At 59.2% G+C, this 23,152-nt stretch carries 26 protein-coding genes; 21 read left to right on the top strand and 5 right to left on the bottom strand.

What is annotated here, in order from left to right; all coding sequences use genetic code 11:
- The first annotated feature begins 7 nt into the window (after positions 1–7).
- Both rnr and BLS57_RS01735 read left to right on the top strand, forming a co-directional pair.
- The gene (rnr, locus tag BLS57_RS01740; RefSeq protein ID WP_093738540.1) at positions 8–2,272 is read left to right on the top strand and encodes a ribonuclease R; all 2,265 of its coding nucleotides are present in this window, start codon (positions 8–10) and stop codon (positions 2,270–2,272) included.
- A 75-nt stretch (positions 2,273–2,347) separates the two neighbouring features.
- Positions 2,348–3,670: a lytic murein transglycosylase gene (locus tag BLS57_RS01735; RefSeq protein WP_244153570.1), complete on the top strand. Its 1,323-nt coding sequence runs from the start codon at positions 2,348–2,350 to the stop codon at positions 3,668–3,670.
- A 35-nt stretch (positions 3,671–3,705) separates the two neighbouring features.
- Here the strand turns inward: BLS57_RS01735 and BLS57_RS01730 are convergent, their stop codons facing one another.
- Together BLS57_RS01730 and BLS57_RS01725 are read right to left on the bottom strand one after the other, a co-directional pair.
- Entirely contained in the window at positions 3,706–5,103 is a 1,398-nt protein-coding gene (locus BLS57_RS01730; RefSeq protein WP_093738538.1) for an aspartate aminotransferase family protein, read from the bottom strand.
- 75 nt (positions 5,104–5,178) lie between these two features.
- The gene (locus BLS57_RS01725; RefSeq protein WP_093738536.1) at positions 5,179–5,880 is read right to left on the bottom strand and encodes a GntR family transcriptional regulator; all 702 of its coding nucleotides are present in this window, start codon (positions 5,878–5,880) and stop codon (positions 5,179–5,181) included.
- A gap of 145 nt (positions 5,881–6,025) precedes the next feature.
- On the opposite strand from BLS57_RS01725, the gene BLS57_RS01720 reads away from it, so the two are divergent.
- From BLS57_RS01720 to BLS57_RS01700, 5 genes are all read left to right on the top strand, one after another.
- Positions 6,026–7,111, top strand: a complete 1,086-nt coding sequence (locus tag BLS57_RS01720; protein WP_093738534.1) for a polyamine ABC transporter substrate-binding protein — start codon at positions 6,026–6,028, stop codon at positions 7,109–7,111.
- Positions 7,112–7,186: 75 nt separating this feature from the next.
- Positions 7,187–8,314, top strand: a complete 1,128-nt coding sequence (locus BLS57_RS01715; RefSeq protein ID WP_093738532.1) for an ABC transporter ATP-binding protein — start codon at positions 7,187–7,189, stop codon at positions 8,312–8,314.
- A 2-nt stretch (positions 8,315–8,316) separates the two neighbouring features.
- A complete protein-coding gene (locus BLS57_RS01710) occupies positions 8,317–9,192 on the top strand; it encodes an ABC transporter permease subunit (RefSeq protein WP_093738530.1) in 876 nt (291 codons plus the stop codon).
- Positions 9,189–10,010 (top strand): ABC transporter permease, encoded by an 822-nt coding sequence (locus tag BLS57_RS01705; protein WP_093738528.1) that lies wholly within the window; start codon positions 9,189–9,191, stop codon positions 10,008–10,010. Before BLS57_RS01710 ends, BLS57_RS01705 begins: the two co-directional genes overlap by 4 nt.
- Positions 10,007–11,335, top strand: a complete 1,329-nt coding sequence (locus tag BLS57_RS01700) for an NAD(P)/FAD-dependent oxidoreductase (RefSeq protein WP_093738526.1) — start codon at positions 10,007–10,009, stop codon at positions 11,333–11,335. Before BLS57_RS01705 ends, BLS57_RS01700 begins: the two co-directional genes overlap by 4 nt.
- An 8-nt stretch (positions 11,336–11,343) precedes the next feature.
- On the opposite strand, the gene BLS57_RS01695 is transcribed toward BLS57_RS01700, so the two are convergent.
- Positions 11,344–12,024 carry a FlgD immunoglobulin-like domain containing protein gene (locus tag BLS57_RS01695; RefSeq protein WP_093738524.1) on the bottom strand — a complete coding sequence of 227 codons (681 nt, stop codon included), beginning with the start codon at positions 12,022–12,024 and terminating at the stop codon, positions 11,344–11,346.
- A gap of 14 nt (positions 12,025–12,038) precedes the next feature.
- Positions 12,039–14,183 carry a flagellar hook-length control protein FliK gene (locus tag BLS57_RS01690; RefSeq protein WP_093738522.1) on the bottom strand — a complete coding sequence of 715 codons (2,145 nt, stop codon included), beginning with the start codon at positions 14,181–14,183 and terminating at the stop codon, positions 12,039–12,041.
- A gap of 78 nt (positions 14,184–14,261) precedes the next feature.
- On the opposite strand from BLS57_RS01690, the gene BLS57_RS01685 reads away from it, so the two are divergent.
- From BLS57_RS01685 to BLS57_RS01660, 6 genes are all read left to right on the top strand, one after another.
- Positions 14,262–14,540, top strand: a complete 279-nt coding sequence (locus tag BLS57_RS01685; RefSeq protein ID WP_093738520.1) for a rod-binding protein — start codon at positions 14,262–14,264, stop codon at positions 14,538–14,540.
- The gene (locus BLS57_RS01680; RefSeq protein ID WP_093738518.1) at positions 14,530–14,889 is read left to right on the top strand and encodes a flagellar biosynthesis protein FlgN; all 360 of its coding nucleotides are present in this window, start codon (positions 14,530–14,532) and stop codon (positions 14,887–14,889) included. The genes BLS57_RS01685 and BLS57_RS01680 overlap by 11 nt, the downstream gene beginning before the upstream one ends.
- A gap of 205 nt (positions 14,890–15,094) precedes the next feature.
- Positions 15,095–15,937, top strand: coding sequence for a flagellin N-terminal helical domain-containing protein (locus BLS57_RS01675; RefSeq protein ID WP_093738516.1), 843 nt, complete (start codon positions 15,095–15,097; stop codon positions 15,935–15,937).
- Between the two features lie 80 nt (positions 15,938–16,017).
- Complete coding sequence (flaF, locus tag BLS57_RS01670) at positions 16,018–16,389, top strand: flagellar biosynthesis regulator FlaF (protein ID WP_093738514.1); 372 nt, start codon at positions 16,018–16,020, stop codon at positions 16,387–16,389.
- Complete coding sequence (gene flbT / locus BLS57_RS01665; RefSeq protein WP_093738512.1) at positions 16,386–16,790, top strand: flagellar biosynthesis repressor FlbT; 405 nt, start codon at positions 16,386–16,388, stop codon at positions 16,788–16,790. The genes flaF and flbT overlap by 4 nt, the downstream gene beginning before the upstream one ends.
- Entirely contained in the window at positions 16,790–17,578 is a 789-nt protein-coding gene (locus BLS57_RS01660) for a DUF1217 domain-containing protein (protein ID WP_093738510.1), read from the top strand. The genes flbT and BLS57_RS01660 overlap by 1 nt, the downstream gene beginning before the upstream one ends.
- 6 nt (positions 17,579–17,584) lie before the next feature.
- Here the strand turns inward: BLS57_RS01660 and BLS57_RS01655 are convergent, their stop codons facing one another.
- Positions 17,585–18,949: a FliI/YscN family ATPase gene (locus BLS57_RS01655; RefSeq protein WP_093738508.1), complete on the bottom strand. Its 1,365-nt coding sequence runs from the start codon at positions 18,947–18,949 to the stop codon at positions 17,585–17,587.
- 80 nt (positions 18,950–19,029) lie between these two features.
- Here BLS57_RS01655 and BLS57_RS01650 point away from each other — a divergent pair, with 80 nt between their 5' ends.
- The 8 genes from BLS57_RS01650 (at position 19,030) to flgH (ending at position 23,150) form a co-directional block, all read left to right on the top strand.
- The gene (locus tag BLS57_RS01650; RefSeq protein WP_093739131.1) at positions 19,030–19,416 is read left to right on the top strand and encodes a FlgB family protein; all 387 of its coding nucleotides are present in this window, start codon (positions 19,030–19,032) and stop codon (positions 19,414–19,416) included.
- Positions 19,417–19,418: 2 nt separating this feature from the next.
- Positions 19,419–19,811, top strand: coding sequence for a flagellar basal body rod protein FlgC (flgC, locus tag BLS57_RS01645; RefSeq protein ID WP_093738506.1), 393 nt, complete (start codon positions 19,419–19,421; stop codon positions 19,809–19,811).
- A gap of 103 nt (positions 19,812–19,914) precedes the next feature.
- The gene (gene fliE / locus BLS57_RS01640) at positions 19,915–20,202 is read left to right on the top strand and encodes a flagellar hook-basal body complex protein FliE (RefSeq protein WP_093738504.1); all 288 of its coding nucleotides are present in this window, start codon (positions 19,915–19,917) and stop codon (positions 20,200–20,202) included.
- On the top strand, positions 20,202–20,471 hold the full coding sequence (locus BLS57_RS01635; protein WP_093738502.1) for a flagellar biosynthetic protein FliQ: 270 nt from the start codon (positions 20,202–20,204) through the stop codon (positions 20,469–20,471). Before fliE ends, BLS57_RS01635 begins: the two co-directional genes overlap by 1 nt.
- Before the next feature lies 1 nt (position 20,472).
- The gene (locus BLS57_RS01630; protein WP_093738500.1) at positions 20,473–21,183 is read left to right on the top strand and encodes a flagellar hook-basal body complex protein; all 711 of its coding nucleotides are present in this window, start codon (positions 20,473–20,475) and stop codon (positions 21,181–21,183) included.
- 27 nt (positions 21,184–21,210) lie between these two features.
- Complete coding sequence (flgG, locus tag BLS57_RS01625; RefSeq protein WP_093738498.1) at positions 21,211–21,996, top strand: flagellar basal-body rod protein FlgG; 786 nt, start codon at positions 21,211–21,213, stop codon at positions 21,994–21,996.
- On the top strand, positions 21,996–22,412 hold the full coding sequence (gene flgA, locus BLS57_RS01620; protein ID WP_093738496.1) for a flagellar basal body P-ring formation chaperone FlgA: 417 nt from the start codon (positions 21,996–21,998) through the stop codon (positions 22,410–22,412). Before flgG ends, flgA begins: the two co-directional genes overlap by 1 nt.
- A 9-nt stretch (positions 22,413–22,421) precedes the next feature.
- Positions 22,422–23,150: a flagellar basal body L-ring protein FlgH gene (flgH, locus tag BLS57_RS01615; protein ID WP_093738494.1), complete on the top strand. Its 729-nt coding sequence runs from the start codon at positions 22,422–22,424 to the stop codon at positions 23,148–23,150.
- The last annotated feature ends 2 nt before the right edge of the window (positions 23,151–23,152 follow it).

Below are 23,152 nucleotides of genomic sequence, written 5' to 3'. Positions count from 1 at the left end.
CTCAAATATGAGCAAGATACCCAGCAAATCCGAGATCCTCGACTGGATCGAACAGAACCCCACGCTGACCGCGAAACGCGACATCGCCAAAGCCTTTGGCATCAAAGGTGCGGCGCGGATCGACCTGAAGCGCGTGCTGAAAGAGCTGGAGGCCGAGGGCCATCTGGAAAAGCGCAAGCGCAGCTATCAAGACCCGGACCGCCTGCCGCCGGTGTCGGTGCTGTTGGTCACGGGGCCGGACAGCGATGGCGATCTGTTTGCCAAACCGATGGAATGGCATGGCGAGGGGGCGGAGCCGATTGTTCTGCTGATCCCGCGTGAAAGCGACCCCGCGCTTGGCGAAGGCGACCGGATCTTGGCGCGGCTGACCTTGGTGAAGGGCGAAGACCACCATTACGAAGCGCGGCTTATTCGGCGCATTGGCAGCAACCCGAAAAAGGTGCTGGGCATCTTCCGCAAGGCCGCAGAGGGCGGTCATATCGTGCCCATCGACAAGGGCGCGGACCGTGAGTGGCGGGTGGGTGCAGATCAAACTCACGGCGCCAAGGATGGCGAATTGGTCGAGGCAGAGCAGGCCGGACCGAAGGGGCGCATGGGCTCGCCTCGGGCACGGATCGTCGAGCGTTTGGGCGACCCGTCCGCGCCACGCGCCGTGTCGCTGATTGCCATTCACCAGCATGGCATTCCGGATGAATTCCCCGACGAGGTCGTGGCCCAAGCCGATGCCGCGAAGCCGCAGGGTCTCAAGGGCCGCGAAGACCTGCGCGATATGCCGTTGGTCACCATCGACCCGTCGGATGCGCGGGACCATGATGACGCTTGCTATGCGCATGCTGATGAGGACCCGAAGAACGAAGGCGGCCATGTCGTCTGGGTCGCCATCGCGGATGTTGCCGCCTATGTCACGCCCGGCTCGGCGCTGGACATCGAGGCGCGCAAGCGCGGCAACTCGACCTATTTCCCCGACCGCGTGGTGCCGATGCTGCCGGACCGGCTTTCGGGTGATCTTTGCTCGCTGCACGAAGGCGTGCCGCGTGCCTGTATCGCCGTGCGCATGGTGCTGGACTCCAAGGGCAACAAGATCGGCCATACGTTCCACCGGGGGCTTATGCGCTCGCCTGCCTCGCTGCATTACGAAGAGGTGCAGGACGCGATTGACGGGAACCCGAATGACCGCACCGGGCCGCTGTTGGAGCCTGTGCTGAAGCCGCTTTATGCCGCCTATGGTGCGTTGAAGCAGGCCCGCGCCGAGCGCCAGCCGCTGGAGTTGGACCTGCCGGAACGCCGCATCGAATTGGGCGACGACGGCAAGGTGAAATCGGTGAACTTCCGTGAACGGCTCGACGCGCATAAGCTGATCGAAGAGTTCATGGTGCTGGCCAATGTTGCCGCTGCTGAGACCCTGCTGAAAAAGAAAACGCCGCTGCTGTTCCGTATCCATGAAGAGCCTTCGCCGGAGAAGCTGGAGTCCCTGCGCGAAACCGCACAGGCCGCCGGGCTGACGCTGGCCAAGGGGCAAGTGCTGATGACCTCGCATCTGAACCGCTTGCTGGATCAGGCGGCGGGGACCGATGATGCAGAACTGATCAACCTCAGCACCCTGCGCTCGCTCACCCAAGCCTATTACGGCCCCGCACATATCGGACACTTCGGCCTCGCGCTACGCTCCTACGCGCATTTCACCTCACCGATCCGGCGCTATGCCGACCTTATCGTGCACCGTGCGCTCATCACCGCGCATGGCTGGGGCAAGGACGGTCTGACGCCCGAAGAGATCGAAGGGCTGGAGCAGACGGGCGCGCATATTTCGGACACCGAGCGCCGCTCGATGGTGGCGGAGCGCGATACGACGGACCGTTATCTGGCGGCTTTCCTATCGGAGCGTGTCGGCAATGAGTTCACCGGGCGCATCAGCGGCATCGCGCGTTTTGGTGCTTTCGTGAAGCTGGACGAGACCGGGGCGGATGGGCTGGTGCCCATGCGTTCGCTCGGGCGTGAGTATTTCCACCACGATGCCGAGGCCCAGACGTTGATGGGGTCTGATACTGGTATGATGATCGGCATCGGCCAGCGGGTCACTGTGCGCTTGGCCGAAGCGGTTCCTGTGACGGGCGGCATTGCCTTGGAACTGCTGGAGATCGAAGACCAGAAGGTGAAGCAAGGCGGAGGCGCGCGGCGCAGTCCGGCAGGGCGCAACCCGCGGGGCAAGGCGGTCAAGGCCAAGCGCAAGAAGGACAAGATCAAGCGCAAGGTAACCCGCACCCGCCGCTGACCGGCGAAGCTTCGCACATCGCGCGACACGCCCTTTCGCAAGGCGCGCCCGCGCCTTAGGCTCTGGCGCAACAGCATGAGCGAGGCAAAGATGAACCGGCATTACGCGAATATCACGGGCATCCTGGCATTTATGGCAGGATTGAGCGCGGCGGCTCCGCTCATTGCGGCAGGGCCGGGCCAGTCGGCGCGGCCTATGCCGCGGAGCCAGCCTATACTGGTCGCCGCCGCTGCCGAGAGCCGCGAGGATCCAGTGGGCGAGGCTCAGGACGATGGGCCTGGCTTGCGGGCTTGGGTCTTGGCCTTCCGGTCCCGCGCGCTAGAAGCCGGGATCGACGCAGAGGTGTTTGACCGGTCCCTGAACAATGTCAGCTACGACAGCGAAGTGATCCGCCGCGACCGCAACCAGTCGGAGTTTACCAAGACGGTTTGGGACTACCTCGGCACTGCGACATCGGACCTTCGGGTGCAAAACGGGAAAAAGGCGTTGGCGCAGTGGCAGCGCACTTTGGAAGATATTGAAGCCAAATTCGGCGTTGAGAAAGAGGTCGTGACTGCGATCTGGGGGTTGGAGAGCGCCTATGGCAGTTTCCGGGGAAGTGATAGCGTCATTAACTCGCTTGCGACACTGGCCTATGACGCGCGGCGCGCTGAGTTTTTCGAGGCAGAGTTGCTCAACGCTCTGCGCATCGTACAGGCGGGGGATATCGAAGCCGAACAGATGCGCGGCAGTTGGGCGGGCGCAATGGGGCATACCCAGTTCATGCCCACATCTTTTCTGGCCCATGCAGTTGATTGGGATGGAGACGGACGCCGCGACATCTGGGGCGATGATCCGTCGGATGCGCTGGCTTCGACCGCTGCCTATCTCAAGCATTTCGGTTGGACCAAGGGGCAGCCATGGGGCATTGAAGTGGCCTTGCCAGCGGACTTCGACTATCTGCTCGCGGACCGTTCGATTACCAAGAGCGCTGAAGAATGGGCTGCTTTGGGCCTGACCGGCTTGGACGGGAAACCTTTGGAAGAGCATGGGCCTGCGTCGGTGTTGCTGCCGGCCGGGGCCGATGGGGCGGCGTTCCTGATCTATAACAATTTTACGGTGATTGAGAACTACAACACCGCCGACGCCTATGTGATCGGAGTGGGGCATCTGTCTGACCGGATCGCGGGGGCCGGACCAATACTACAGGAGTGGCCGGTCGAAGATCGGGCACTGAGCTTTGATGAGCGGATTGAATTGCAAACCCTGCTGACAGAGGCCGGCTTTGATACCGAGAAAATCGACGCCAAAATCGGGCCGCTTACCGTGAACGCCGTGCGCCGCTATCAGCAGGACCGCGGGCTGGTTCCCGATGGTTATGCGCCGCCCCGCCTGCTGGAGCGGCTGCGCAACGAATGATCGCGGGCGCCCCCGGGGAGGGGGCGCGCTCAGGTTTAGGACGCAGCTTTCAAAAGGTCTTTATCCTTGAGGTCGGCATAGGTCGCGTCGAGCGCCCGTGTCGCGCGGTCGGCAAAGATTGCGATCTCCTCTGGCGTGATGATCAACGGCGGCGAAATGATCATCCGGTCGCCTACATGGCGCATCACCAGATTATTGGCAAAGCAGTGTTCGCGGCAGAGATAGCCCGCAGTCCCGGCGTCCGACGCGAACTTAGCGCGGCTTTCTTTATGAGGCGTCAGGGGCAGTGAGGCCATGAGGCCCGACACGTTGACCCCGCCGACCAGCGGGTGCTCACCCAGCTTGTTCAGCGCTTCCTGCAATGCCGGAGCGGCGACGTTTTGCACATGGTCGATGATGTTCTCTTCCTGCATGATGCGCAGGTTTTCCAGCGCGACGGCGGCGCAGACCGGGTGGCCGGAGTAGGTGTAGCCGTGATTGAACTCGCAGGCGTTGATGACCTCGGCCACCTCATCGCAAACGATGGACCCGCCGATTGGCGCATAGCCGGAGCTCAGGCCCTTGGCGATGGTCATGATATGCGGCTTGATGCCCATCGTTTGGGAGCCGAACCAGTTGCCCGTCCGGCCAAAGCCGCAGATCACCTCATCGGCAATCAACAGCACGTCATGCTTGTCACAAATGCGCTGGATTTCGGGCCAATAGGTGCTGGGCGGGATCACGACACCGCCCGCGCCTTGGATCGGCTCACCAATGAAAGCGGCGACATTGTCCGCACCGAGTTCGAGAATCTTATCTTCTAGCTCACGCGCGCGGGCCAAGCCGAACTCTTCGGGCGATTGATCCCCACCTTCGGCCCACCAATCCGGTTGGCCGATGTGGTGGATGCCGGGGATCGGCAGGCCGCCTTGCTCATGCATCGGGGTCATACCGCCAAGGCTGGCCGAGCCCACGGAAGAGCCGTGATAGGCATTCTTACGGCTGATCACATGGCTCTTTTCAGGCTTGCCCTTTTGCGCCCAGTACGTGCGGACCATGCGCAGGTTGGTATCATTTGCCTCTGACCCGGAGCCTGCGAAAAAGACGTAGTTCAGATCGCCGGGTGCGAGGTCGGCCAGTTCCTTGGCCAGCGCGATGGCGGGCACATGGGTGGTCTGAAAGAAGGTGTTGTAATAGGGCAGTTCGTTCATCTGCCGTGCTGCGACTTGGCCCATCTCCTCGCGGCCATAGCCTAGGTTGACGCACCAGAGCCCTGCCATGGCGTCGAGGATTTCATTCCCCTCACTGTCGGTCAGATAGATGCCCTTTGCGCGGGTAATGACGCGCGCGCCCTTTTGGGTGAGCTCGTCGTTCGTAGTGAAGGGATGCATGTGGTGCGCCGAATCAAGCGCCTGCAATTCCGCGGTGGGGAGGTGGTTCGTGATCGACGGCATGGGCATGCACCTTCTATCTGCAAGAAATTTAAGCTCCGCCGCAGAATATGATCAAATTGTAAGAAGTCAATCAAATCAGCGTGGCACCGGTTGCCCCTCAAGCGCTGCCCGGATTTGCGACATTCCTTGGGCCACATCCCCGGCCATGACCTCGCCCGCAAGCTGTGCGTTTCCGTCGGCAAAAGCCGCCAAGAGTTCGGCATGTTTATCGGGCAGGTTGCTGGTGCCATAGCGCCCGCAAACTACGCGCAGGGACGGGCCGAAACGCAGCCAAAGCTGATCCACCGTCGTCGCCATAATCGGCGCATCGGCAAGGGCATAGATCATCGCGTGGAAGCGGTAGTTCTGTGTCAGGTAACCACCGATATCGCCGCGGTCGATCGCCTGATTTAGCGTGTTATCGCAATCCTTTAGTGCGTTTAGATGATGCTCTGTCATGCGTTCAGCCGCGCGCCGCGTCAGCTCTGGCTCAAGCGTTTCGCGCATGAAACCCAGCTCGTCCAACCCAGCATGAGATAGCTCTGGAACGGTCACGCGCCGGTTGCCCAAATGGGTCAACGCACCTTCGGAAATCAGCCGCCGCAAGGCTTCACGGACGGGGGTCATTCCGGCGTCCAGCGCGGTCGTCAAACCTTGGATCGTTACCCCCTGTCCGGGAGCGAGATCGCCGAAGAGAATCATATTGCGCAGACGTTCGTAGACGTGCTGGTGAATCGGTCGTTTGGCCGCCGCGGTGGCGTCCGGAATTGTCTTAGAAACGGGGGTTTCTGAACCCATGTGAGCGGTCTTTCCCTATTGTTACACCGAGGTTTGCGGCACTTTCTTCTGCATGAAACCATAAACCATCTTGCTCGAAGAGGCAAAACTTGATCAAATTGACGAAAGGTTGGGATCAACCCGATCTGTTCAACGGGAGTTTAGAATGAAAAACGCGATACTGAGCAGCGTTGCTCTAGCCACAGTGATGGCGGGCGCCGCTTCTGCCGAAACTGTTCGGGTCTATAACTGGTCCGACTACATTGATGAATCCCTGCTCGAAAAATTTGAACAAGAAACCGGTATTGAACTGGTTTACGACGTCTTTGACAGCAACGAAGTGCTGGAGACCAAGATGCTCGCCGGCGGGTCCGGCTATGATGTGGTTGTCCCTTCGGGCACCTTCCTGCAGCGCCAGATCACCGCGGGGGCATTCCAGCCGCTCGATACCTCCAAGCTGCCCAATCTTGAGAATATGTGGGACGTGGTTTCGTCGCGCACCGAACAATATGACCCCGACAATGCGCATTCGATCAACTACATGTGGGGCACCACCGGCATCGGCGTGAACCTTGGAAAGGTCAAAGAAGCCTTGGGCGAGGATGCCCCGGTCGACTCCTGGAGCCTGGTCTTTGATCCCGCCAATATGGAAAAACTGGCTGACTGCGGCGTGCACTTCCTTGACGCGCCGGCCGAGATGATCCCGGCGGCGCTGAACTACATCGGCGAAGACCCCAACAGCCACGACCCTGACGTGATCGCGAAGGCCGAAGACGTCTTCATGCCGGTCCGCCCATATATTCAGAAATTCCACTCTTCGGAGTACATCAACGCTTTGGCGAACGGCGACGTCTGTGTCGCGGTGGGCTGGTCCGGCGATATCCTGCAGGCCCGTGACCGCGCGGATGAAGCTGGCAACGGTGTCGAGATTGCCTACAACGCGCCCTCCGAAGGGGCGCAGATGTGGTTTGACCAAATGGCCATTCCGGTTGATGCGCCTAACCCCGAGGGTGCGCATAAGTTCCTGAACTTCATCATGGATGCAGAGAACATGGCCGCCGCGTCGAACTATGTGTACTACGCCAACGGCAACAAAGCCTCGCAAGAGCATCTGGTCGAGGATGTGATCGGCGACCCGGCGATCTACCCCTCGGAGGCGGCGCTGAACAACCTGTTCACCACCACACCATACCCGCCGAAAGTACAGCGCGTGGTCACCCGGCTCTGGACCAAGATCAAGTCCGGCACCTGATCTGAACAAGGGGCGAGGCCAACCGGTCGCGCCCCTTTTTTCTACCCTGCGCTCTGATCAAAGGATGTCTCAATCGTGAGCCAAACCGTCTTCGCCCCCTGGAACGACCCAGACGAAAAACCCCTGATCCGCTTTCAAAATGTCACCAAAAAGTTCGGTGAATTCGTTGCCATCGACGATCTGTCTTTGGATATTTACGCGCAGGAGTTCTTTGCGCTGCTAGGGCCTTCTGGCTGCGGCAAAACGACGATGATGCGGATGCTGGCCGGGTTCGAAAGCCCGACCTCCGGGCGGATCGAACTGGCGGGCCAGGACATCGCGCCGGTGCCGCCGAACAAGCGCGCCGTGAATATGATGTTTCAGTCCTACGCGCTGTTCCCGCATCTTAGCGTTTGGGACAATATCGCCTTTGGTCTGCGCCGCGACAAAATGAGCAAGGATGCGATCGAAGCGCGGGTGGCAGAGATGCTCAAGCTCACGCGTCTGGAGAAATTTGCCCGCCGCAAGCCGCATCAGATTTCCGGTGGTCAGCGGCAGCGGGTGGCGCTGGCGCGCTCACTGGCCAAAGCGCCCAAACTGCTCTTACTGGATGAGCCGCTCGGCGCGCTCGACAAAAAGCTGCGCCAAGACACGCAGTTTGAGTTGATGGACATTCAGGAATCCACTGGCACGACCTTTGTTATCGTGACCCACGACCAAGAAGAGGCGATGACCGTCGCTTCCCGCGTAGCGGTAATGGATGAGGGACGCGTCATTCAGGTGGCCACGCCGGCTGAAATTTATGAGGCGCCCAACTCCGTCTATGTGGCAGACTTCATTGGGGACGTGAATATCATCGAAGCCCGGACGAAAGCCGTCGGCGAAGACAAATATCACCTTGATTGGGCCGAAGGTCAGGCGCCTTTGACCGCAGCCTCGGCCAAATCCTTTAGCGCGGATCAAAAGGCCCATCTCGCGATCCGGCCTGAGAAGATCCGTATTTCAACCGAACGCCCCGAAGACGCGCCCAACGCGCTTCAGGGCAAGGTGCTCGACATCGCCTATCTGGGCAACCTCAGCACCTATCACGTGGAATTGCCCGGTGGGCAGGTGATCAAGGCGCAAACGGCGAACACACGGCGCATCGCCCGGCGTGACATCACTTGGGAAGATCCGGTCTGGATCTCTTGGAGCGCCACCGCGGGCGTCTTGTTGGCGGAATGAATATGCGTCGCTTCGCCCTCATCGCGGTGCCCTACCTGTGGCTGCTGGCCCTCTTTCTGGTGCCCTTCCTTATCGTGTTCAAAATCTCACTGTCAGACACGGCCTTGGCGATCCCACCATATACGCCCACGATCAAGGACGGTATTTCGGCGCTGATCGCGGAGTTGGATTTCGAGAATTTCACCTTCCTCGCGTCCGACGACCTTTATTGGAAAGCCTACCTCAGTTCCCTGCGTATCGCGCTGATTTCAACCATTCTGACGCTGATCGTCGGCTATCCCATCGCTTACGGCATGGCCCGCGCACCCGAGGAATGGCGCGCCACTTTGATGATGCTGGTGATCTTGCCGTTCTGGACGTCTTTCCTGATCCGCGTCTATGCGTGGATGGGTATTCTGAGCAACGAGGGTCTGCTGAACCAGCTTCTGATGTGGACAGGTGTGGTGGCTGAACCGCTGCAGATTTTGAACACCAATACCGCTGTCTATATCGGCATCGTCTATACCTATCTGCCCTTCATGATCCTGCCGATCTATGCGGCGCTGGACCGTCTGGACGAATCCCTGAACGAGGCGGCCGAAGACTTGGGCTGCTCACGTATGCAAGCCTTCTGGCTCGTTACGATCCCCTTGTCGCGCAATGGGATCGTCGCGGGCAGCTTTCTGGTCTTCATCCCGGCCTTGGGCGAATTCGTGATCCCCTCGCTCCTTGGCGGTTCGGGCACATTGATGATCGGCAAGGTTCTTTGGGAAGAGTTCTTTAACAACCGTGACTGGCCGGTGGCGAGCGCCGTGGCCGTGATCCTGCTGCTGATCCTGATCATTCCGATCATCCTGTTCCAGCGAAACCAGCAGAAACAGGCGGAGGCCGAACAATGAAGCGGATGACATGGTTCAACGTGACCTCGCTGACGCTTGGGTTCGCCTTTCTCTATCTGCCGATGATCATTCTGGTGATCTACAGCTTTAACGCCTCAAAGCTGGTGACGGTCTGGGCGGGGTTCTCGACTCGCTGGTATGGTGAGTTGCTCCAAAACGAAGCATTCCTGAATGCCGCATGGGTGACGATCAAAGTCGCCGTGATCTCATCGTCTATCGCCACGGTGCTGGGCACGATGGCGGCCTATGTGCTGGTACGCGGCGGGCGGTTTATGGGGCGGACGCTGTTTTCCGGCATGATCTATGCCCCGTTGGTGATGCCCGAAGTGATCACCGGCCTGTCGCTGCTCTTGCTCTTCATCGGCATTGGCTTGGATCGGGGCGTGCTGACCATCGTGCTGGCGCATACGACATTCTCAATGTGCTACGTCTCAGTCGTCGTGTCCTCGCGATTGGTGTCCTTTGATCGCTCTTTAGAAGAGGCCGCGCTCGATCTCGGGTCATCCCCGTGGGAGGCGTTTCGCTTGGTCACCCTGCCGATCATCGCGCCTGCGGTAATCTCGGGCTGGCTCTTGGCGTTCACACTCAGCCTCGACGATCTCGTGATCGCTTCCTTCACCGCCGGACCCTCCGCAACGACACTGCCGATCAAGATTTTCAGCGCCGTGCGTCTGGGCGTCTCGCCCGAGATCAATGCGCTGTCGACGATCATGATCGCCATCGTTACTGTCGGCGTGATCACCGCATCACTCGTCAGCAAGCGCAGTAGCCTGCGGGCGCAGGAGGAAGCGCGGGCGGCGGAACGTCCCTCTGCATGAAACGCATCTACCCCGACTTCGCCTATAGTGAAGCGCCCCGCGCCAACTGTTGGTGGGACGAGACTTGCGACGCCCCCGAGCGACCTTCGCTGCAAGGCGACGCACGCGCCGATGTGGTCATTATCGGCGGCGGCTTCACCGGGCTGAATGCCGCCCTGCATTTAGCTCAGGCGGGGGTGCAGGCCACGGTGCTCGAAGCAGAGCGGGTCGGCTTTGGTGCTTCCGGACGCAACGGTGGCTTTTGTTGTCTTGGCGGGGGAATGCTGGAGGATGCGGCGCTGGACCGGAAGTTTGGCCGTGATGAGCGCCTTGCTTGGCGGCAGGCAGAAGTCGCGGCGATCCAGCAGGTGGAAGAGTTTATCGCGGCCCGTGCTATCGACGTAGACCGGCATTCGCAAGGCGAAACCCAACTTGCGCACCGCCCTCGCGATTTTGACGAGATGCGCGATAAGTTAGCATATTACGCTGAGAACTACGGTGTCGAAGCGCGGCTGACTGAAGCGAGCGACCTTCCGTCGGAAGGGCTCAACGCAGGGTTTCATGGAGCCATAACGGTGCCGATTGGCTTTGGCATGAACCCGCGGAAATATGTTACCGCCCTCGCGAAAGCTGCCGAAGAGGCAGGCGCGACGATCTACCATGAAAGCGCTGCGACAATGATCGAGCGGCATTCAGGCGGTTTTGAGGTCACCACTTCTTCAGGCCGCATTCGGGCAGAAAAGGTCATTATCGCGACCAATGGCTATTCTTCCGAAGACCTGCCCGACTGGCTCGCCGCGCGCTACATGCCGACGCAGTCAAGCGTGATTGTCACCCGGCCTCTCAGCAAGTCTGAACTGGCAACACAAGGCTGGACCAGCCGACAAGCCTGCTACGATAGTCGGCACCTGCTGCACTACTTCCGACTAATGCCGGACAACCGCATGCTTTTTGGCGTGCGCGGCGGGCTGCTGTCGACCCCCGGTTCCGAAGCCCGCGCTTTGCGTCGGGCGCGAGCGGATTTCGAAGCGATGTTCCCTGTGTGGCGACATGTGGAAACACCGCATGGCTGGTCCGGCATGGTCTGTATCGCGCGCAATCGCATGCCCTTCGTCGGCGAGGTGCCGGGCCAATCGGGCATCTTCGCTGGCCTGTGCTACCACGGCAACGGCGTTGCCATGGCGAGCTACTCGGGCGCATTGCTGGCGGAACTCGTACAGGGAAAGACGCCGAGGCATCCCTATCCAGCCCCTATGCGCGCGCCGCTCGCCAAGTTTGAACTGGGCCGTTTTCGCCGTGCTGTTATGCCGTTTGCCTATGCCGGCTTTGCGCTGTCGGATCGGTAGCCCGCCGGTTAGCCACGTGGTTCGCGCAGGCCGTTCACGTCGCTCGCAAGCACCATTGAGCCGCCCTCAAGGATCAGCACCGATTGCCCGCCTTGAGTCCGAGCTTCGGTCACACGGCCATAGGCTTCGGCTGGTTCTAGCATGAGCAACTCCCCATCTGCATGGCTTTCCACGCCGAAACTATAGGTGCCAGATGGCAGCGGATCGCCGTTCTCGTCCAACCCGTCCCACTCAACCGGATCAGCGGAAACCGGAAGGGAGATGCGCTGGACTTCGTTGCCATCACTGTCATAGGCCACGAGGAAGACTTCGTCCGCTACAGCCGCCGGGTTGGGCGCTACAGTAATTGGTGTGCCGTCATATTGCACCGGTGACGTAGTGCGGGCTTCCATCCCGATCACCCCTGCCAGTTGGCCCATATTGGATGTCCCCAATTGGGTCATTAACGCGGTGAGTAGATCATTCGACATCACCTGTTGCTCGACCATGGAAAACTGGGCCAGCTGCGCCGCATATTCTGATGAATCGATTGGCTCCAAAGGATCTTGATAGCGGGCTTGGGCCGTAAGCATTTGCAAAAACGTCTCAAAATCTGAGGACAAGACTGAGTTCGAGGATGAAACGTCTGTGCTTGTCACGGCTGCAGGATTCGTCTGAGCCGTCGCGGTTGTTGTCGGTGAAATAGTCATAAAGGGTCCTTTTGTCAGAGACGCAGGTCAAGGCCGGCGAGCGACCCTAGAGCAATTGGGGTCTGAGGCTGGGCCGCCGGAGTGTCGCCGAGGTCAACTTCGGCAGTTGTATTGGTTTGGTCAAACGAGGAGCTGTTGTCGTCTCGGTCTGTCGAGGTGTCGGCACCACCGGCAAAAGAAAAAGCGATGTCGTCAAACCCCATATCGCGGAACTCTTCGCCCAGCTGATCAATATTGCGGCGCAGCAGATCAAGGGTTTCCTGTCGTTCGGCCAATACATTGACCACGACCCCTGCCTCGCTCGTCGTGACCGAGAGCCTGACCCGCCCGAGCTCTTCGGGGCTGAGCGCGATATCAACCGGGCGGTTCGGCATCTGCCGCAATGCTTCACCCAGTTGGGCCGCAATTTGTGGGACGAAGACAGAGCGGGCCGAAGCGCTGGCTTGCTGAGCCTGAACGGGTGTTCCTTCCCAAGTCTGCGGCAATGTTGGTTCAGTCGGGTACAGGCGGATGTCCTGTCCAGATTCAACTTTGGCGATCTGCCCACCAATCATTGCGGGGGAGGGAAGGGGTGCAGCGAGGGTGTTCGGCTTAATTGGCAGTACGGGTGGCATTTGAAGGTTTTTCGGATCAAGCCGTTCAGCCGGACTAGTTATCTTAAGGGGGTCGTCGGACCTCTCTTTGCCAGCTAGTGACTTTTGCGCTGCAGAGGGCGTTTGCAAAACTTGCACGTCGGGGTGTTTTCCCCGGTCAGTTTGATCCAAACCTTCAGTGGGTCCCTTTTGATGAACCATGCGCGTAAGGCCAGTTGCCGTTGCGGCTGAAGGCAGAACGGCTCCGGTTTGTTCGGTCATATTGGCGCGGCCAATCGGATGCGGGGTTGGCAGTAAGGGCTGTACCGCTACCGATCCAGCCTCCCGTGGTATCGTCAATTTACTTGGGAGCGCGGTTTTCAAAGATTGCGAAACCAACTCAGCCACCGCATCAGGTGCATGGGCAGGGTGGGCTATAGCTGCAGGCTTAGAAGTCGCGGTTTGATTGCTGCGCGCCTTAGATGCTGCTGTATCTGCTGGTGCCCAGAGCGGCATAGCGTGGCGTGCAGTCGTCTCCGGTGCAGCAGTCGTCTGCTGATGGCCCTGATTAGGTACAGCTTTCACCTGTGGCTTAGAAATAAAATTGTCCGAAGCGCCCAAGGCTGCTTGTAGTGGATGCACTATTGAAGGGGCAGGGTTTCGCTGAGCTGGAGCTGATCTCTTATCCATCGGTTGGGCAATTACCCGCTCCATTGAACGTTCCAAAACAGACCCAGTTGGCCGCATCTCCTTTTCAGAGAAAACCGGCCCTTCGGTGTGAGGCTTTTGTGCGTCAATATTAGACCCTCCCGAAGCCGCATCTTGGATTGGGCTGAAAGACAAAGTTTCGCCCGCCGCCTTAATAATCGCCATTTTATCAAGGCTCGCAGGGTCAGAGATATCTTGTGATCGTTGCGAATCCGACCCGAGCAGGTTCATTGTGGTGGAATGCTTGGTTGTTGCCGGAAGCGCGAGCTCCTCGATAGGCGTTTCTAAAAGGTTGCGCCCTATCGCGTTAGTGCTCATCCGGCCTTCCGCAACACGCGCATGATTTGCAGCCTGTTGTAGCTCGGAAGGGCTGAACTCCTTACTCCCCCTAACAGGCTCGGGCGCCCTAATGGCCTCATCATCAACGGGTTCTCCGCGCCCTGTGCTCAAAGACTGCACGGCAACAGGCACCCGGTCGAAATCTGCCTGTGACTGTTTAGGTCTCGCGGAAATGGAGACCTGAGGTGCCTGCGTTACCGAGGCGTCAGAATCAGTCGGGGGTTTCTTGTCGTGCGGAGCAGCTGTTTCTGTTTTCGACGTACTCTCAGTCGGGGAGGCTTCGTCAACTTCAATCTCGTCAGCGGCTTCCTGCAGCAACTCTAAGTCGGTCTCCCTGCCGCCATTTTGCGGATCAGCCTGCTCGAAAATATCCGCAAATGCAGCCCGCATATCGCCGGTGGAAACTGAGGTACCGGCATCCTGCCCCTCCGGTGGCTGGGCGGTCGCGCCGCTTGGGCGCAGGGATAATTGTGCCGCGGAGGGCAGGGGTAGTGGATGCACGTGAACACTCCGAGAGTTCTTCTCTGATTTCATCACCATGCGCGAACATCCTTACCGGTTGTTTACCGAAACTGGGTCAAGATCGGGAAAATAGGATGCAATTTAAGGAGACGGGTCATGCTCACGGTACAGTCGGTCCAAGCGCCCCCGCGCGTGGTGGAAGAGAATAAGGCGCTGATGGCAGCGGCGCAAAAATTGGAGGCGAGCTTTCTGGCGGAAATGCTGAAGTCCGCGGGACTTGGCGCAACCAGTAAGGAGTTCGGCGGGGGGGCGGGAGAGGACCAGTTTAGCTCCTTCCTCGTGCAGGAACAGGCCATGGCGATGGTCAAGGCTGGCGGTATTGGTCTCAGCGAATCGCTCTATGAAGCATTGAAGGAGCGGCAGGATGAACACTGAGGAAACGAACAGCAAACTCCTAGCACTTGACAGTCTGCTTGATGCGGAACGTTCTGCGTTGCTCAGTGGAAAGCTCGAAGATCTGGCTGGCATGTTGGAGGACAAAGAAGCGCTGATTGCGGCGCTCAATGCCGCCGAACACAGCGATCTTGATGCGTTGCAGCGACTGGACGCAAAGGTGAAACGGAACCAGCTGCTATTAGACGGCGCTCTGGAAGGCATCCGCAGTGTCGCCCGGCGCATGGCCGCCCTGCGCCGCATTCGCGGCTCGCTAGAGACATATGATTCCCACGGCAAGAAACGCAACATTGAGCTGGACGCTGCCCGCGCCGTGGAAAAACGCGCCTGAGCGTTTGAATAAAAAGCGGCGCATTGGCGGGGCCGCGTTTAGGAGAGTGTTAAGTTCGAAAAGGTCATGGTGGCGATGCATCCGAGGTCGGGTGGCGCATCGTTCGGTTCAGGAGCGTTGCAAAGGTCAGAAAGACAATTCCGTCCGCCCCAGGGGGGTGAGACAGCAACGGACGCAAAGCGTCAAAGACTAAAGGAACATGCTTATGTCGAGCATCAACACCAACAACTCCGCCATGGTTGCCCTGCAAACGCTGAAGTCGATCAACTCCGACCTCGGCCAGACCCAGAATGCCATTGCGACAGGCAAGGACATCTCCTCGGCCAAAGACAATTCGGCAATCTGGGCCATCTCCAAGGTGATGGAATCGGATGTTGCCGGTTTTGAAGCGGTATCCGACTCGCTGGCTTTGGGCGAATCGACGGTCGCCGTCGCCTCGGCTGGTGCGGAACAGATTGTTGAAACGCTTAAAGAAATGAAGGCGCTTGCGATTTCTGGCCAAAGCGAGACGGCGGATTTTACCAAGATCCAGGCAGACATGGACGAAAAGGTTGCCCAGATTTCAGCCGTAATCGGGGGGTCGCAATTTAACGGGGTCAACCTGCTTGCGACAGATGTTGACGGCAATGCGGGCACTTCGCTTACGGTGGTATCGTCGCTTGACCGCGTGGGCAGCGCGGCGCCGACCGTTAGCACAATCGACGTTGCGACTGTCGATTTTCAGGCCACCCTTACGGTTGGTACAATGACCGGGATCACAAACTCTACTACGGCGGCCACAGCCTTTGCCGAAATCGAAGGTTTCATGACCACCGCGATTGACGGCGCAGCCGAGTTGGGTGCCTCGGCGCAACGGATCTCGGATCAGGGCGATTTCATCAGCAAGCTTGGTGATGCGGTCAAATCTGGGATCGGCTCGTTGGTGGACGCAGATATGGAAGCGGCCTCGGCGAAACTTCAGGCGCTGCAAACCCAGCAGCAGCTGGGCGTTCAGGCGTTGTCCATTGCCAACCAGGCGCCGCAGACCATCTTGTCTCTGTTCCGCTAAGCCAAATTCAGGGGCGCGTTTCGGCGCGCCCTTGATGCAAACGGCCCACAAAGAACGATAACAACAGGCAAGGTATCCCCGTGAACGCAACCACTCTGGCTCAGCGCGCCTATGCGCCGACTGCCGCGCCGACGCGATCGGCTCGCAGTATCGAATATGACGTGATCGCGCGTATTACCTATCGGCTTAAAACAGCGATAGAATCGGGTAAACTTGCACCGCTTCTTGAGGCGTTGCACGAGAACCGAAAACTTTGGCGAACCCTTGCGATTGACGTAGCGGATGATGAAAATCTGCTGCCGGATGATCTGCGCGCGCGTATTTTCTACCTCGGAGAATTTACCAGTCATCACACCTCTGAGGTTATTCGCAAGAAAGCCTCGGCCGTGCCTTTGCTGGAGGTGAACACGGCTATCCTGCGTGGACTTAAGCAGGAAAGGACGCTGTCATGAGCGGACTGGTCCTCAAATTGAGCCCGAAAGAACGGGTGCTGGTGAACGGTGCGGTGATTGAAAATGGCGACCGCCGCAGTCGACTGGCAATCATGTCTCCGGACGCCAATATTTTGCGTCTGCGCAACGCGATTCACCCCGAAGATGCCAAGACCCCGGTGCGCCGTACGCTGTTTGCGGTGCAACTGGTGCTGTCAGGGGATAAGGACGCGGAGAGCGCGCATCACGGGCTTTTGCGTCAGATAGAAGAGCTGAGCCAAGTCTTTACCGATAACGACAGCCGCAACGCGCTTGCCGAAGCCAGCCGCGGCGTGATCGAACTGCAGCACTATCGCAGCCTGAAAGCCCTGCGCAGCCTGCTTCCGCGCGAGGACCGGCTGCTGGCGCTGCGGGCGAACTGATGTACCAGCCGATAATCCCCATAGGTGGTCTGGCCGGTTGGCGGTTTCTCCAGCAGACCTATGACACCCAGTTCGAGACCTTTAGCAAATCAACAGAGCTGAAGCGGGATACGGATTATTTCCGAGAGAATATTGGCGCGGTCACGACAGCAGAAGAATTGGTGTCGGACCGCCGTCTGCTGTCCGTCACCCTTGGGGCCTTCGGGCTTCAGGATGATCTCGATAACCGCTATTTCATTCGGAAGATGCTCGAAGAAGGCACGACCAATGATGACGCCTTGGCCAACCGGTTCACCGATACGCGCTACAAGGAGATGTCAGAGGCTTTCGGTTTTGGCCCCGGTGAGTTCCTGAAAGTTGGCGAGGAGGGGTTTGTCGATGCGATCGTAAGCCGCTTCGAAACCGCCAGCTTTGAAGTGGCGGCCGGTGAACAGGACGAGTCGATGCGCATCGCACTTTACGCACAGCATGAAGTGGCGGATCTGGCCCAGTCTGATAGCTCCAATGATGCCAAGTGGTTCACATTGATGGGCGATCCGCCCATGCGGGCATTGTTTGAGAAGGCGTTGAACTTGCCGGAGTCCATTGGCCAAATTGACGTGGATCAGCAGCTGGGCATCTTCAAAGACCGTGCGCAATCTGTCTTCGGTACAGACCAACTCTCCGACTTTTCTGATCCGGAACTGGTCCAAGATCTGATCACCAAATACGTCGTGCGCAACCAGATCGCGTCGTTCTCAGCCAGCATGTCTGGCCAGTCCATAGCCTTGACCCTTTTGCAATCCTAAGCCCGTTTAGCCCGCCGGATTGCCACGCCCGCGCGGCGGACTTGCCTGTTTCACGCGGCGCAGCAGCAGATCGAGTTGCTTGAAACTCTGCGCAATCCCCTGCCGTTCGACACGCGCCAAGAAGGCGTCTAGGTCTTCCCAAGCAGCGATCGCTTGATCAACTTCGGGATCGCTGCCCTGGGCGTAGAGCCCCGCGCGGATCATCATAGCATTCCGGTCGTAGACCCCCAGCAGCCGCCGGGCGCGTTTAAGCATATCGTTCTCTTCATCAGTCGCCGCCGCGGGCAGTGAGCGCGAGACCGAGCGCAGCACATCGATGGCCGGATAGCGCCCGCGTTCTGCGATAGTGCGGTCCAGCACGATGTGGCCATCGAGCACACCGCGTAGGATGTCGGCCACCGGTTCGTCCATGTCAGATCCCGCGACAAGCACGCTAAAAATACCCGTCATATCGCCCTCATCTGCCAATCCCGGTCCAGCGCGCTCGCAAAGCGCCATAATCAGGTGGGCGGTAGAGGGCGGATAGCCCCGCAGCACCGGCGCTTCGCCTGCGGCCACTGCGACCTCACGGTGGGCTTCGGCGAAACGGGTAATGGAGTCGGCCATAAAGAGCACTGACTTGCCCTCTGCGCGGAAATGTTCGGCAACGGCCATACCGGTCCAAGCGCAGCGGCGGCGTTGCAAAGGGGACTGGTCCGATGTGGCAGTGATCAGCACACTCCGCGCTAGCCCTTCGGGGCCGAGCACGTCTTCCATGAAATGCCGCAGCTCCCGCCCGCGCTCGCCGATGAGCGCGATCACCACAACGTCCGCCTGCATATGCTGAGCCAGATGTCCCATGAGGCTACTTTTGCCGACGCCAGATCCGGCAAAAAGCCCGACCCTCTGACCCTTCACCACAGGTAGCATCGTGTTCATCACCGCGAGACCTGTGTCGATCCGGCTGCCCAAAGCACGGCGCGTGGCAGCGGGAGGGGGCGGGGATTGCAAAGGGCGGGCGACAGGACCTTGCAGAAGAGGACGCCCATCCAGCGGTGCGCCCGTTGGGTCGATAACCCGGCCAATCCATTCGTCACTCGGCGCGATGGTAAAAGGCGGCTGCAGCAGCGCGCGACTGTTAAGCGAAACGCCGTCGGGCGCCGCATCCGGCAGGGCGACCAGTATGTCATCGCGCAGTTGCACGACCTCGCCACTAAGCGCTGTAGAATCCTGTCGCGCCACCGTGATCGCGTCGCCGATCCGGGCCGTGTCGGCGAGGCCAGAGATGTGAATGACCCCCGCCTCGACCCGGGTGACCCGGCCAACGGGGCGCACGACATCCAAACTATCGATTTGAGCCATCAGCCCATCAAGATGTGTTTCAAACGTCATGTCATTCCTCTCGGCTGCAAACGCTTTCTAAAGGAATCAGGGTTAAGCCTTGATTGAAATTGCACGAGGGAGAAGCCCCGATGTTCGAAAAGCTGGAACTCTTCAGAATGGCCACGGCCATGGCAACCCATGCCGGGCAGCGTCAGGCTGTTGCGGCTCAGAACGTCGCAAATGCGGATACGCCTGGCTATCAGGCGCGCGATCTTCCTAAATTCCAATCTATCTACCGCCCGGCAGATGCGCCGGCCACGGCCCGCGCCACGCGTGACGGGCATCTGCACGGCGCCCGGGAGGGGGCGGTGGTGGCCGCTGCTTTTGTCACGGGTGAGGAAGCCGCGCCCAATGGGAATAGCGTTTCGCTAGAGACAGAAATGCTGAAATCCGTTGACGCAAAACGCCAGCATGACCGGGCTTTGGCGATCTATAAATCCGGACTGAACATTCTACGCAGCACGATCAGGGGCTGAATATGACCGAATTTTCCAACTCTCTTTCGGTCTCCTCCAGCGGCTTGCGCGCGCAGGCCACGCGCTTGCGACACCTGTCGGAGAATATTTCGAACGCTGATACGCCCGGTTACCGCCGCAAGACCATCGCTTTCGAAACTGCCTTTGGAGCCGGCGACGCGGTGACCCCGGTGCGCACAGGACGGGTCACGCTGGATCAAAGCGATTTGGAGCGTGTCTATGACCCGACCCATCCGCTCGCGGATGAAAGCGGTCACTTTGAAGGATCAAACGTCGATTTGCTGATCGAACTGGCCGACGCGAGAGAGGCGCAGCGCAGCTATGAGGCCAACCTCAAAATGTTCGAGCAGACCCGAAAAATGTCCACCGGCCTGATGGATTTGCTGCGCCGCTAAGGCTTTGGCCAAAAGCTGAAAAGCACACCCACGTGGCCGCTTGGCCGCGCAAGAACACCTGCGGCGTAAGCCCGCGATGAACACGACCAAAAGGAGATCCAGAATGGATATCAAAGCGCTTTCGGCGATCCAGAAATATGCAGCCTCAAAGCCAGCGACCGAACCGACCGATGCGGCAGGGGGCATGAGCGGGATCAAGGCGGCATTCTCCGACTTTGCCAGCACATTGGCCCGGGGCGAGCAGACTGCGACCAGCGCTATGGTCGGCGATGCCGATCCCCACGCGCTAGTGACGGCTTTGGCGCAGACCGAACTGGTGGTCGAAACCGCCGTGACAGTGCGTAATAAAGTGGTCGAGGCCTACCAGGAAATCCTGCGGATGCCGGTCTGATGCAGAGCGAACTAATCTTTTTTGACACGATGCGGCAGGGGCTGTGGGTCGCGGTGGTGATCTCCATTCCTATCCTGACCGTGGCTTTGCTCGCCGGTGTCTCCATCGGGCTGGTGCAAGCCCTGACCTCTATCCAAGAAATGACACTCACCTTCGTGCCGAAACTGGCAGCGATCGGGGCGGTGTTCTGGCTCTCGATGGGATTCATGACGCAGACGCTCGTGTCCTTTTTCCACGACCGCATCATTCCGCTGATTATTGGGGGCTGACATGGACAACGCAGGATATACGACCCTGACCCGGCAATCCGGCTTGGCCCGCGAAATGCAGATCGTTGCCAACAATATCGCCAATGCGGCAACCACTGGCTACCGGGCTGAGGGGCTGATCTTTTCGGAATATGTCAAACCGGTAGAAGGCGGCGCTTCCCTGTCGATGGGGCAGGGCAATGTGCGCAATACGTCCTTTGATCAGGGTGCATTGACCCAAACCGGAGGAAGCTTTGACTTCGCGATTGAAGGTGATGGCTATTTTCTGGTGGAGACACCCGCCGGAGAAAGACTGACCCGTGCAGGGGCGTTCTCGCCGAGTGCCGTGGGCGATCTGGTCACCTACGACGGGTTCCGCGTGCTCGATACGGGCGGGGCGCCGGTCTTTGTCCCGCCGGGGGCTGCAGTATCTGTTGGAAGCGACGGGACCGTCAGCGCCGACGGGGCGCCCTTGGGCCAGATTGGAATTGTGCGTCCGCTCGATCCTTTGAACATGGTCCGAGAGGACGGTGTCATGTTTCGCGCAGATGCCGGCCATGAGCCGAGCGATACCGCGCGTCTGATGCAGGGTTTCGTCGAAAATTCCAATGTCAGTGCGATCAGCCAATTGTCGCGGATGGTCGAGGTGCAGCGCGCCTATGAGTTGGGTCAGAGTTTTTTGACCAGCGAAGATGAACGGGTGCGCGGCGCCCTCAAGGCCCTCGTGGGCTGATCCCAAACACTAAAAAGGAGGTGCCGAATGCGCGCCCTGCAAATCGCCGCCACAGGCATGTCCGCCCAACAAATGCGGGTGGAAACGATATCGAACAACCTCGCGAATATGAGCACCACCGGCTATAATGCCCGCCGCGCCGAATTCGCCGACCTTCACTATCAGCAGATGGCCCGAGCTGGTGCGATCAACGCATCGGACGGGACGGTGTTGCCAACCGGCGTGCAACTTGGCTTGGGCGTTCGCCCTGCCGCCGTTTCTATGCAAGTGGCGCAGGGCTCGCTCGCAGCCACGGGTGGCGATCTGGATGTAGCAATTGACGGGCCGGGTTTTTTGGAGGTGACGCTCCCTTCTGGCCAAGCGGCCTATACCCGTGATGGCGGATTGAAGCGTACTGGCGAAGGGCTGATCGTCACATCTGACGGATTTCCGGTCGCCCCCGAGATCGTCATTCCCGCCGACGCCCGGAGCATTTCGATCAATGCCGAAGGAGAGGTCTATGCCTATTTCGACGATACCACGGAAGGTCTGCAACTTGGTCAGTTCAACCTGACAGGGTTCTCGAATGTAAAAGGCTTGGAAGCATTGGGTGGAAATCTCTTTGCGGAGACCGAAGCCTCCGGGCCTGCGCTGATCGCCACACCGGGCGTCGATGGGCTTGGCACTTTGCGGCAAGGTTATCTTGAGGACAGTTCTGTCGACGCCGTGCGCGAAATCACTGAATTGATCGCGGCGCAGCGCGGCTATGAAATGAATGCCAAAGTCATCTCGGCAGCAGACCAGATGATGGGCGCGACGACACAGGTGCGCTGATGTTAAAGCGCTTCCTCTTCAGCTTGATACTCGCGATGCCCGCCGCGGCGGAGACGGTGACCGCGACGCGAACAATCCGCGCCAATGCGATCATCACCGAAACCGATGTCACCCTTTTCAACGCGGCTGTTCCAAACGGATACCAGCGCATCGTCGACGTGGTGGGGCAGGAAGCGCGGGTGGTGCTTTATCCGGGGCGGCCGATCTTGGTCGACGACATCGGGCCGCCCGCCCTCGTGACGCGCAACCAGATTGTTCAGGTGCATTTCCGTGCGAATGGGGTGGAAATCACCACCGAAGGACGCGCGCTCGAACGGGGCGCCATCGGAGACCGGCTGCGCCTTATGAACCTGTCTTCTCGGGCAACTCTTTTTGGCCAGGTGCAGGGCGATGGCAGCATTCTGGTCAAGCAATAGGATAAATAAATGAAACGTTTCCTCCTTCTTTCGACCCTTCTTTTTCTTGTAGCGGCCTGCGGTCGGACGGACCATTTGGGAAAGCCGCCGTCATTCACGCCGCCGCTGGAATCGCGGGAGCATGCTGCGATGGTGACCTCAGCCCTTCCGATCCAGATCATTGAAGAACGCGGCGTAGACCGGGCTTCGTTATGGTCTGGTACCCGGCAATCTCTACTGGGGGACAGGCGGGCGGTGCAGCGCGGCGACATTCTGACTGTCGTGATCGAAATCGATGAAAAGGCAGAGATCTCGAATGCGACGGACCGCTCTCGATCAGGCAGCGAAGCGATGGGGATGCCAGGGCTTTTCGGTCTGCCGCAGCGATTGGACAATGTTCTGCCCGAGGGTGCGTCATCAGCAGAATTGGTGGGAGTTAACTCTAACAGCAGTTCGTCTGGCGATGGTTCGGTAAAACGCAAAGAAAAGCTAACGCTGCGGGTCGCTGCGACGGTTGTAGACGTGCTGCCTAATGGGGTTTTGTCGATCTCCGGCTCGCAGGAACTTCGGGTCAATTTCGAACTCCGCGAGTTGCTGGTAACTGGCTATGTCCGTCCCGCAGATATCTCACGTCAGAATGAAATCACATACGACAAGATTGCCTCAGCCCGCGTGTCATATGGTGGCCGAGGTCAGATCACCGATGTGCAGCAACCGCGTTACGGACAGCAGGTGCTGGACGTTCTGCTACCTTTTTAGGG

It is taken from the genome of Sulfitobacter delicatus (genome assembly GCF_900102535.1).
In the GTDB taxonomy this organism is placed as follows: domain Bacteria; phylum Pseudomonadota; class Alphaproteobacteria; order Rhodobacterales; family Rhodobacteraceae; genus Sulfitobacter; species Sulfitobacter delicatus.
This window is presented reverse-complemented; position numbering and strand designations above follow the sequence as displayed.

Excerpts from the sequence above, each read along its gene's own strand:
- rnr (WP_093738540.1), top strand. The coding sequence starts at position 8 with ATGAGCAAGATACCCAGCAAATCCGAGATCCTCGACTGGATCGAACAG.
- BLS57_RS01735 (WP_244153570.1), top strand. The coding sequence starts at position 2,348 with ATGAGCGAGGCAAAGATGAACCGGCATTACGCGAATATCACGGGCATC.
- BLS57_RS01730 (WP_093738538.1), bottom strand. The coding sequence starts at position 5,103 with ATGCCGTCGATCACGAACCACCTCCCCACCGCGGAATTGCAGGCGCTT.
- BLS57_RS01725 (WP_093738536.1), bottom strand. The coding sequence starts at position 5,880 with ATGGGTTCAGAAACCCCCGTTTCTAAGACAATTCCGGACGCCACCGCG.
- BLS57_RS01720 (WP_093738534.1), top strand. The coding sequence starts at position 6,026 with ATGAAAAACGCGATACTGAGCAGCGTTGCTCTAGCCACAGTGATGGCG.
- BLS57_RS01710 (WP_093738530.1), top strand. The coding sequence starts at position 8,317 with ATGCGTCGCTTCGCCCTCATCGCGGTGCCCTACCTGTGGCTGCTGGCC.
- BLS57_RS01705 (WP_093738528.1), top strand. The coding sequence starts at position 9,189 with ATGAAGCGGATGACATGGTTCAACGTGACCTCGCTGACGCTTGGGTTC.
- BLS57_RS01700 (WP_093738526.1), top strand. The coding sequence starts at position 10,007 with ATGAAACGCATCTACCCCGACTTCGCCTATAGTGAAGCGCCCCGCGCC.
- BLS57_RS01695 (WP_093738524.1), bottom strand. The coding sequence starts at position 12,024 with ATGACTATTTCACCGACAACAACCGCGACGGCTCAGACGAATCCTGCA.
- BLS57_RS01690 (WP_093738522.1), bottom strand. The coding sequence starts at position 14,183 with ATGGTGATGAAATCAGAGAAGAACTCTCGGAGTGTTCACGTGCATCCA.
- BLS57_RS01685 (WP_093738520.1), top strand. The coding sequence starts at position 14,262 with ATGCTCACGGTACAGTCGGTCCAAGCGCCCCCGCGCGTGGTGGAAGAG.
- BLS57_RS01680 (WP_093738518.1), top strand. The coding sequence starts at position 14,530 with ATGAACACTGAGGAAACGAACAGCAAACTCCTAGCACTTGACAGTCTG.
- BLS57_RS01675 (WP_093738516.1), top strand. The coding sequence starts at position 15,095 with ATGTCGAGCATCAACACCAACAACTCCGCCATGGTTGCCCTGCAAACG.
- flbT (WP_093738512.1), top strand. The coding sequence starts at position 16,386 with ATGAGCGGACTGGTCCTCAAATTGAGCCCGAAAGAACGGGTGCTGGTG.
- BLS57_RS01660 (WP_093738510.1), top strand. The coding sequence starts at position 16,790 with ATGTACCAGCCGATAATCCCCATAGGTGGTCTGGCCGGTTGGCGGTTT.
- BLS57_RS01655 (WP_093738508.1), bottom strand. The coding sequence starts at position 18,949 with ATGACGTTTGAAACACATCTTGATGGGCTGATGGCTCAAATCGATAGT.
- BLS57_RS01650 (WP_093739131.1), top strand. The coding sequence starts at position 19,030 with ATGTTCGAAAAGCTGGAACTCTTCAGAATGGCCACGGCCATGGCAACC.
- flgC (WP_093738506.1), top strand. The coding sequence starts at position 19,419 with ATGACCGAATTTTCCAACTCTCTTTCGGTCTCCTCCAGCGGCTTGCGC.
- fliE (WP_093738504.1), top strand. The coding sequence starts at position 19,915 with ATGGATATCAAAGCGCTTTCGGCGATCCAGAAATATGCAGCCTCAAAG.
- BLS57_RS01635 (WP_093738502.1), top strand. The coding sequence starts at position 20,202 with ATGCAGAGCGAACTAATCTTTTTTGACACGATGCGGCAGGGGCTGTGG.
- BLS57_RS01630 (WP_093738500.1), top strand. The coding sequence starts at position 20,473 with ATGGACAACGCAGGATATACGACCCTGACCCGGCAATCCGGCTTGGCC.
- flgG (WP_093738498.1), top strand. The coding sequence starts at position 21,211 with ATGCGCGCCCTGCAAATCGCCGCCACAGGCATGTCCGCCCAACAAATG.
- flgA (WP_093738496.1), top strand. The coding sequence starts at position 21,996 with ATGTTAAAGCGCTTCCTCTTCAGCTTGATACTCGCGATGCCCGCCGCG.
- flgH (WP_093738494.1), top strand. The coding sequence starts at position 22,422 with ATGAAACGTTTCCTCCTTCTTTCGACCCTTCTTTTTCTTGTAGCGGCC.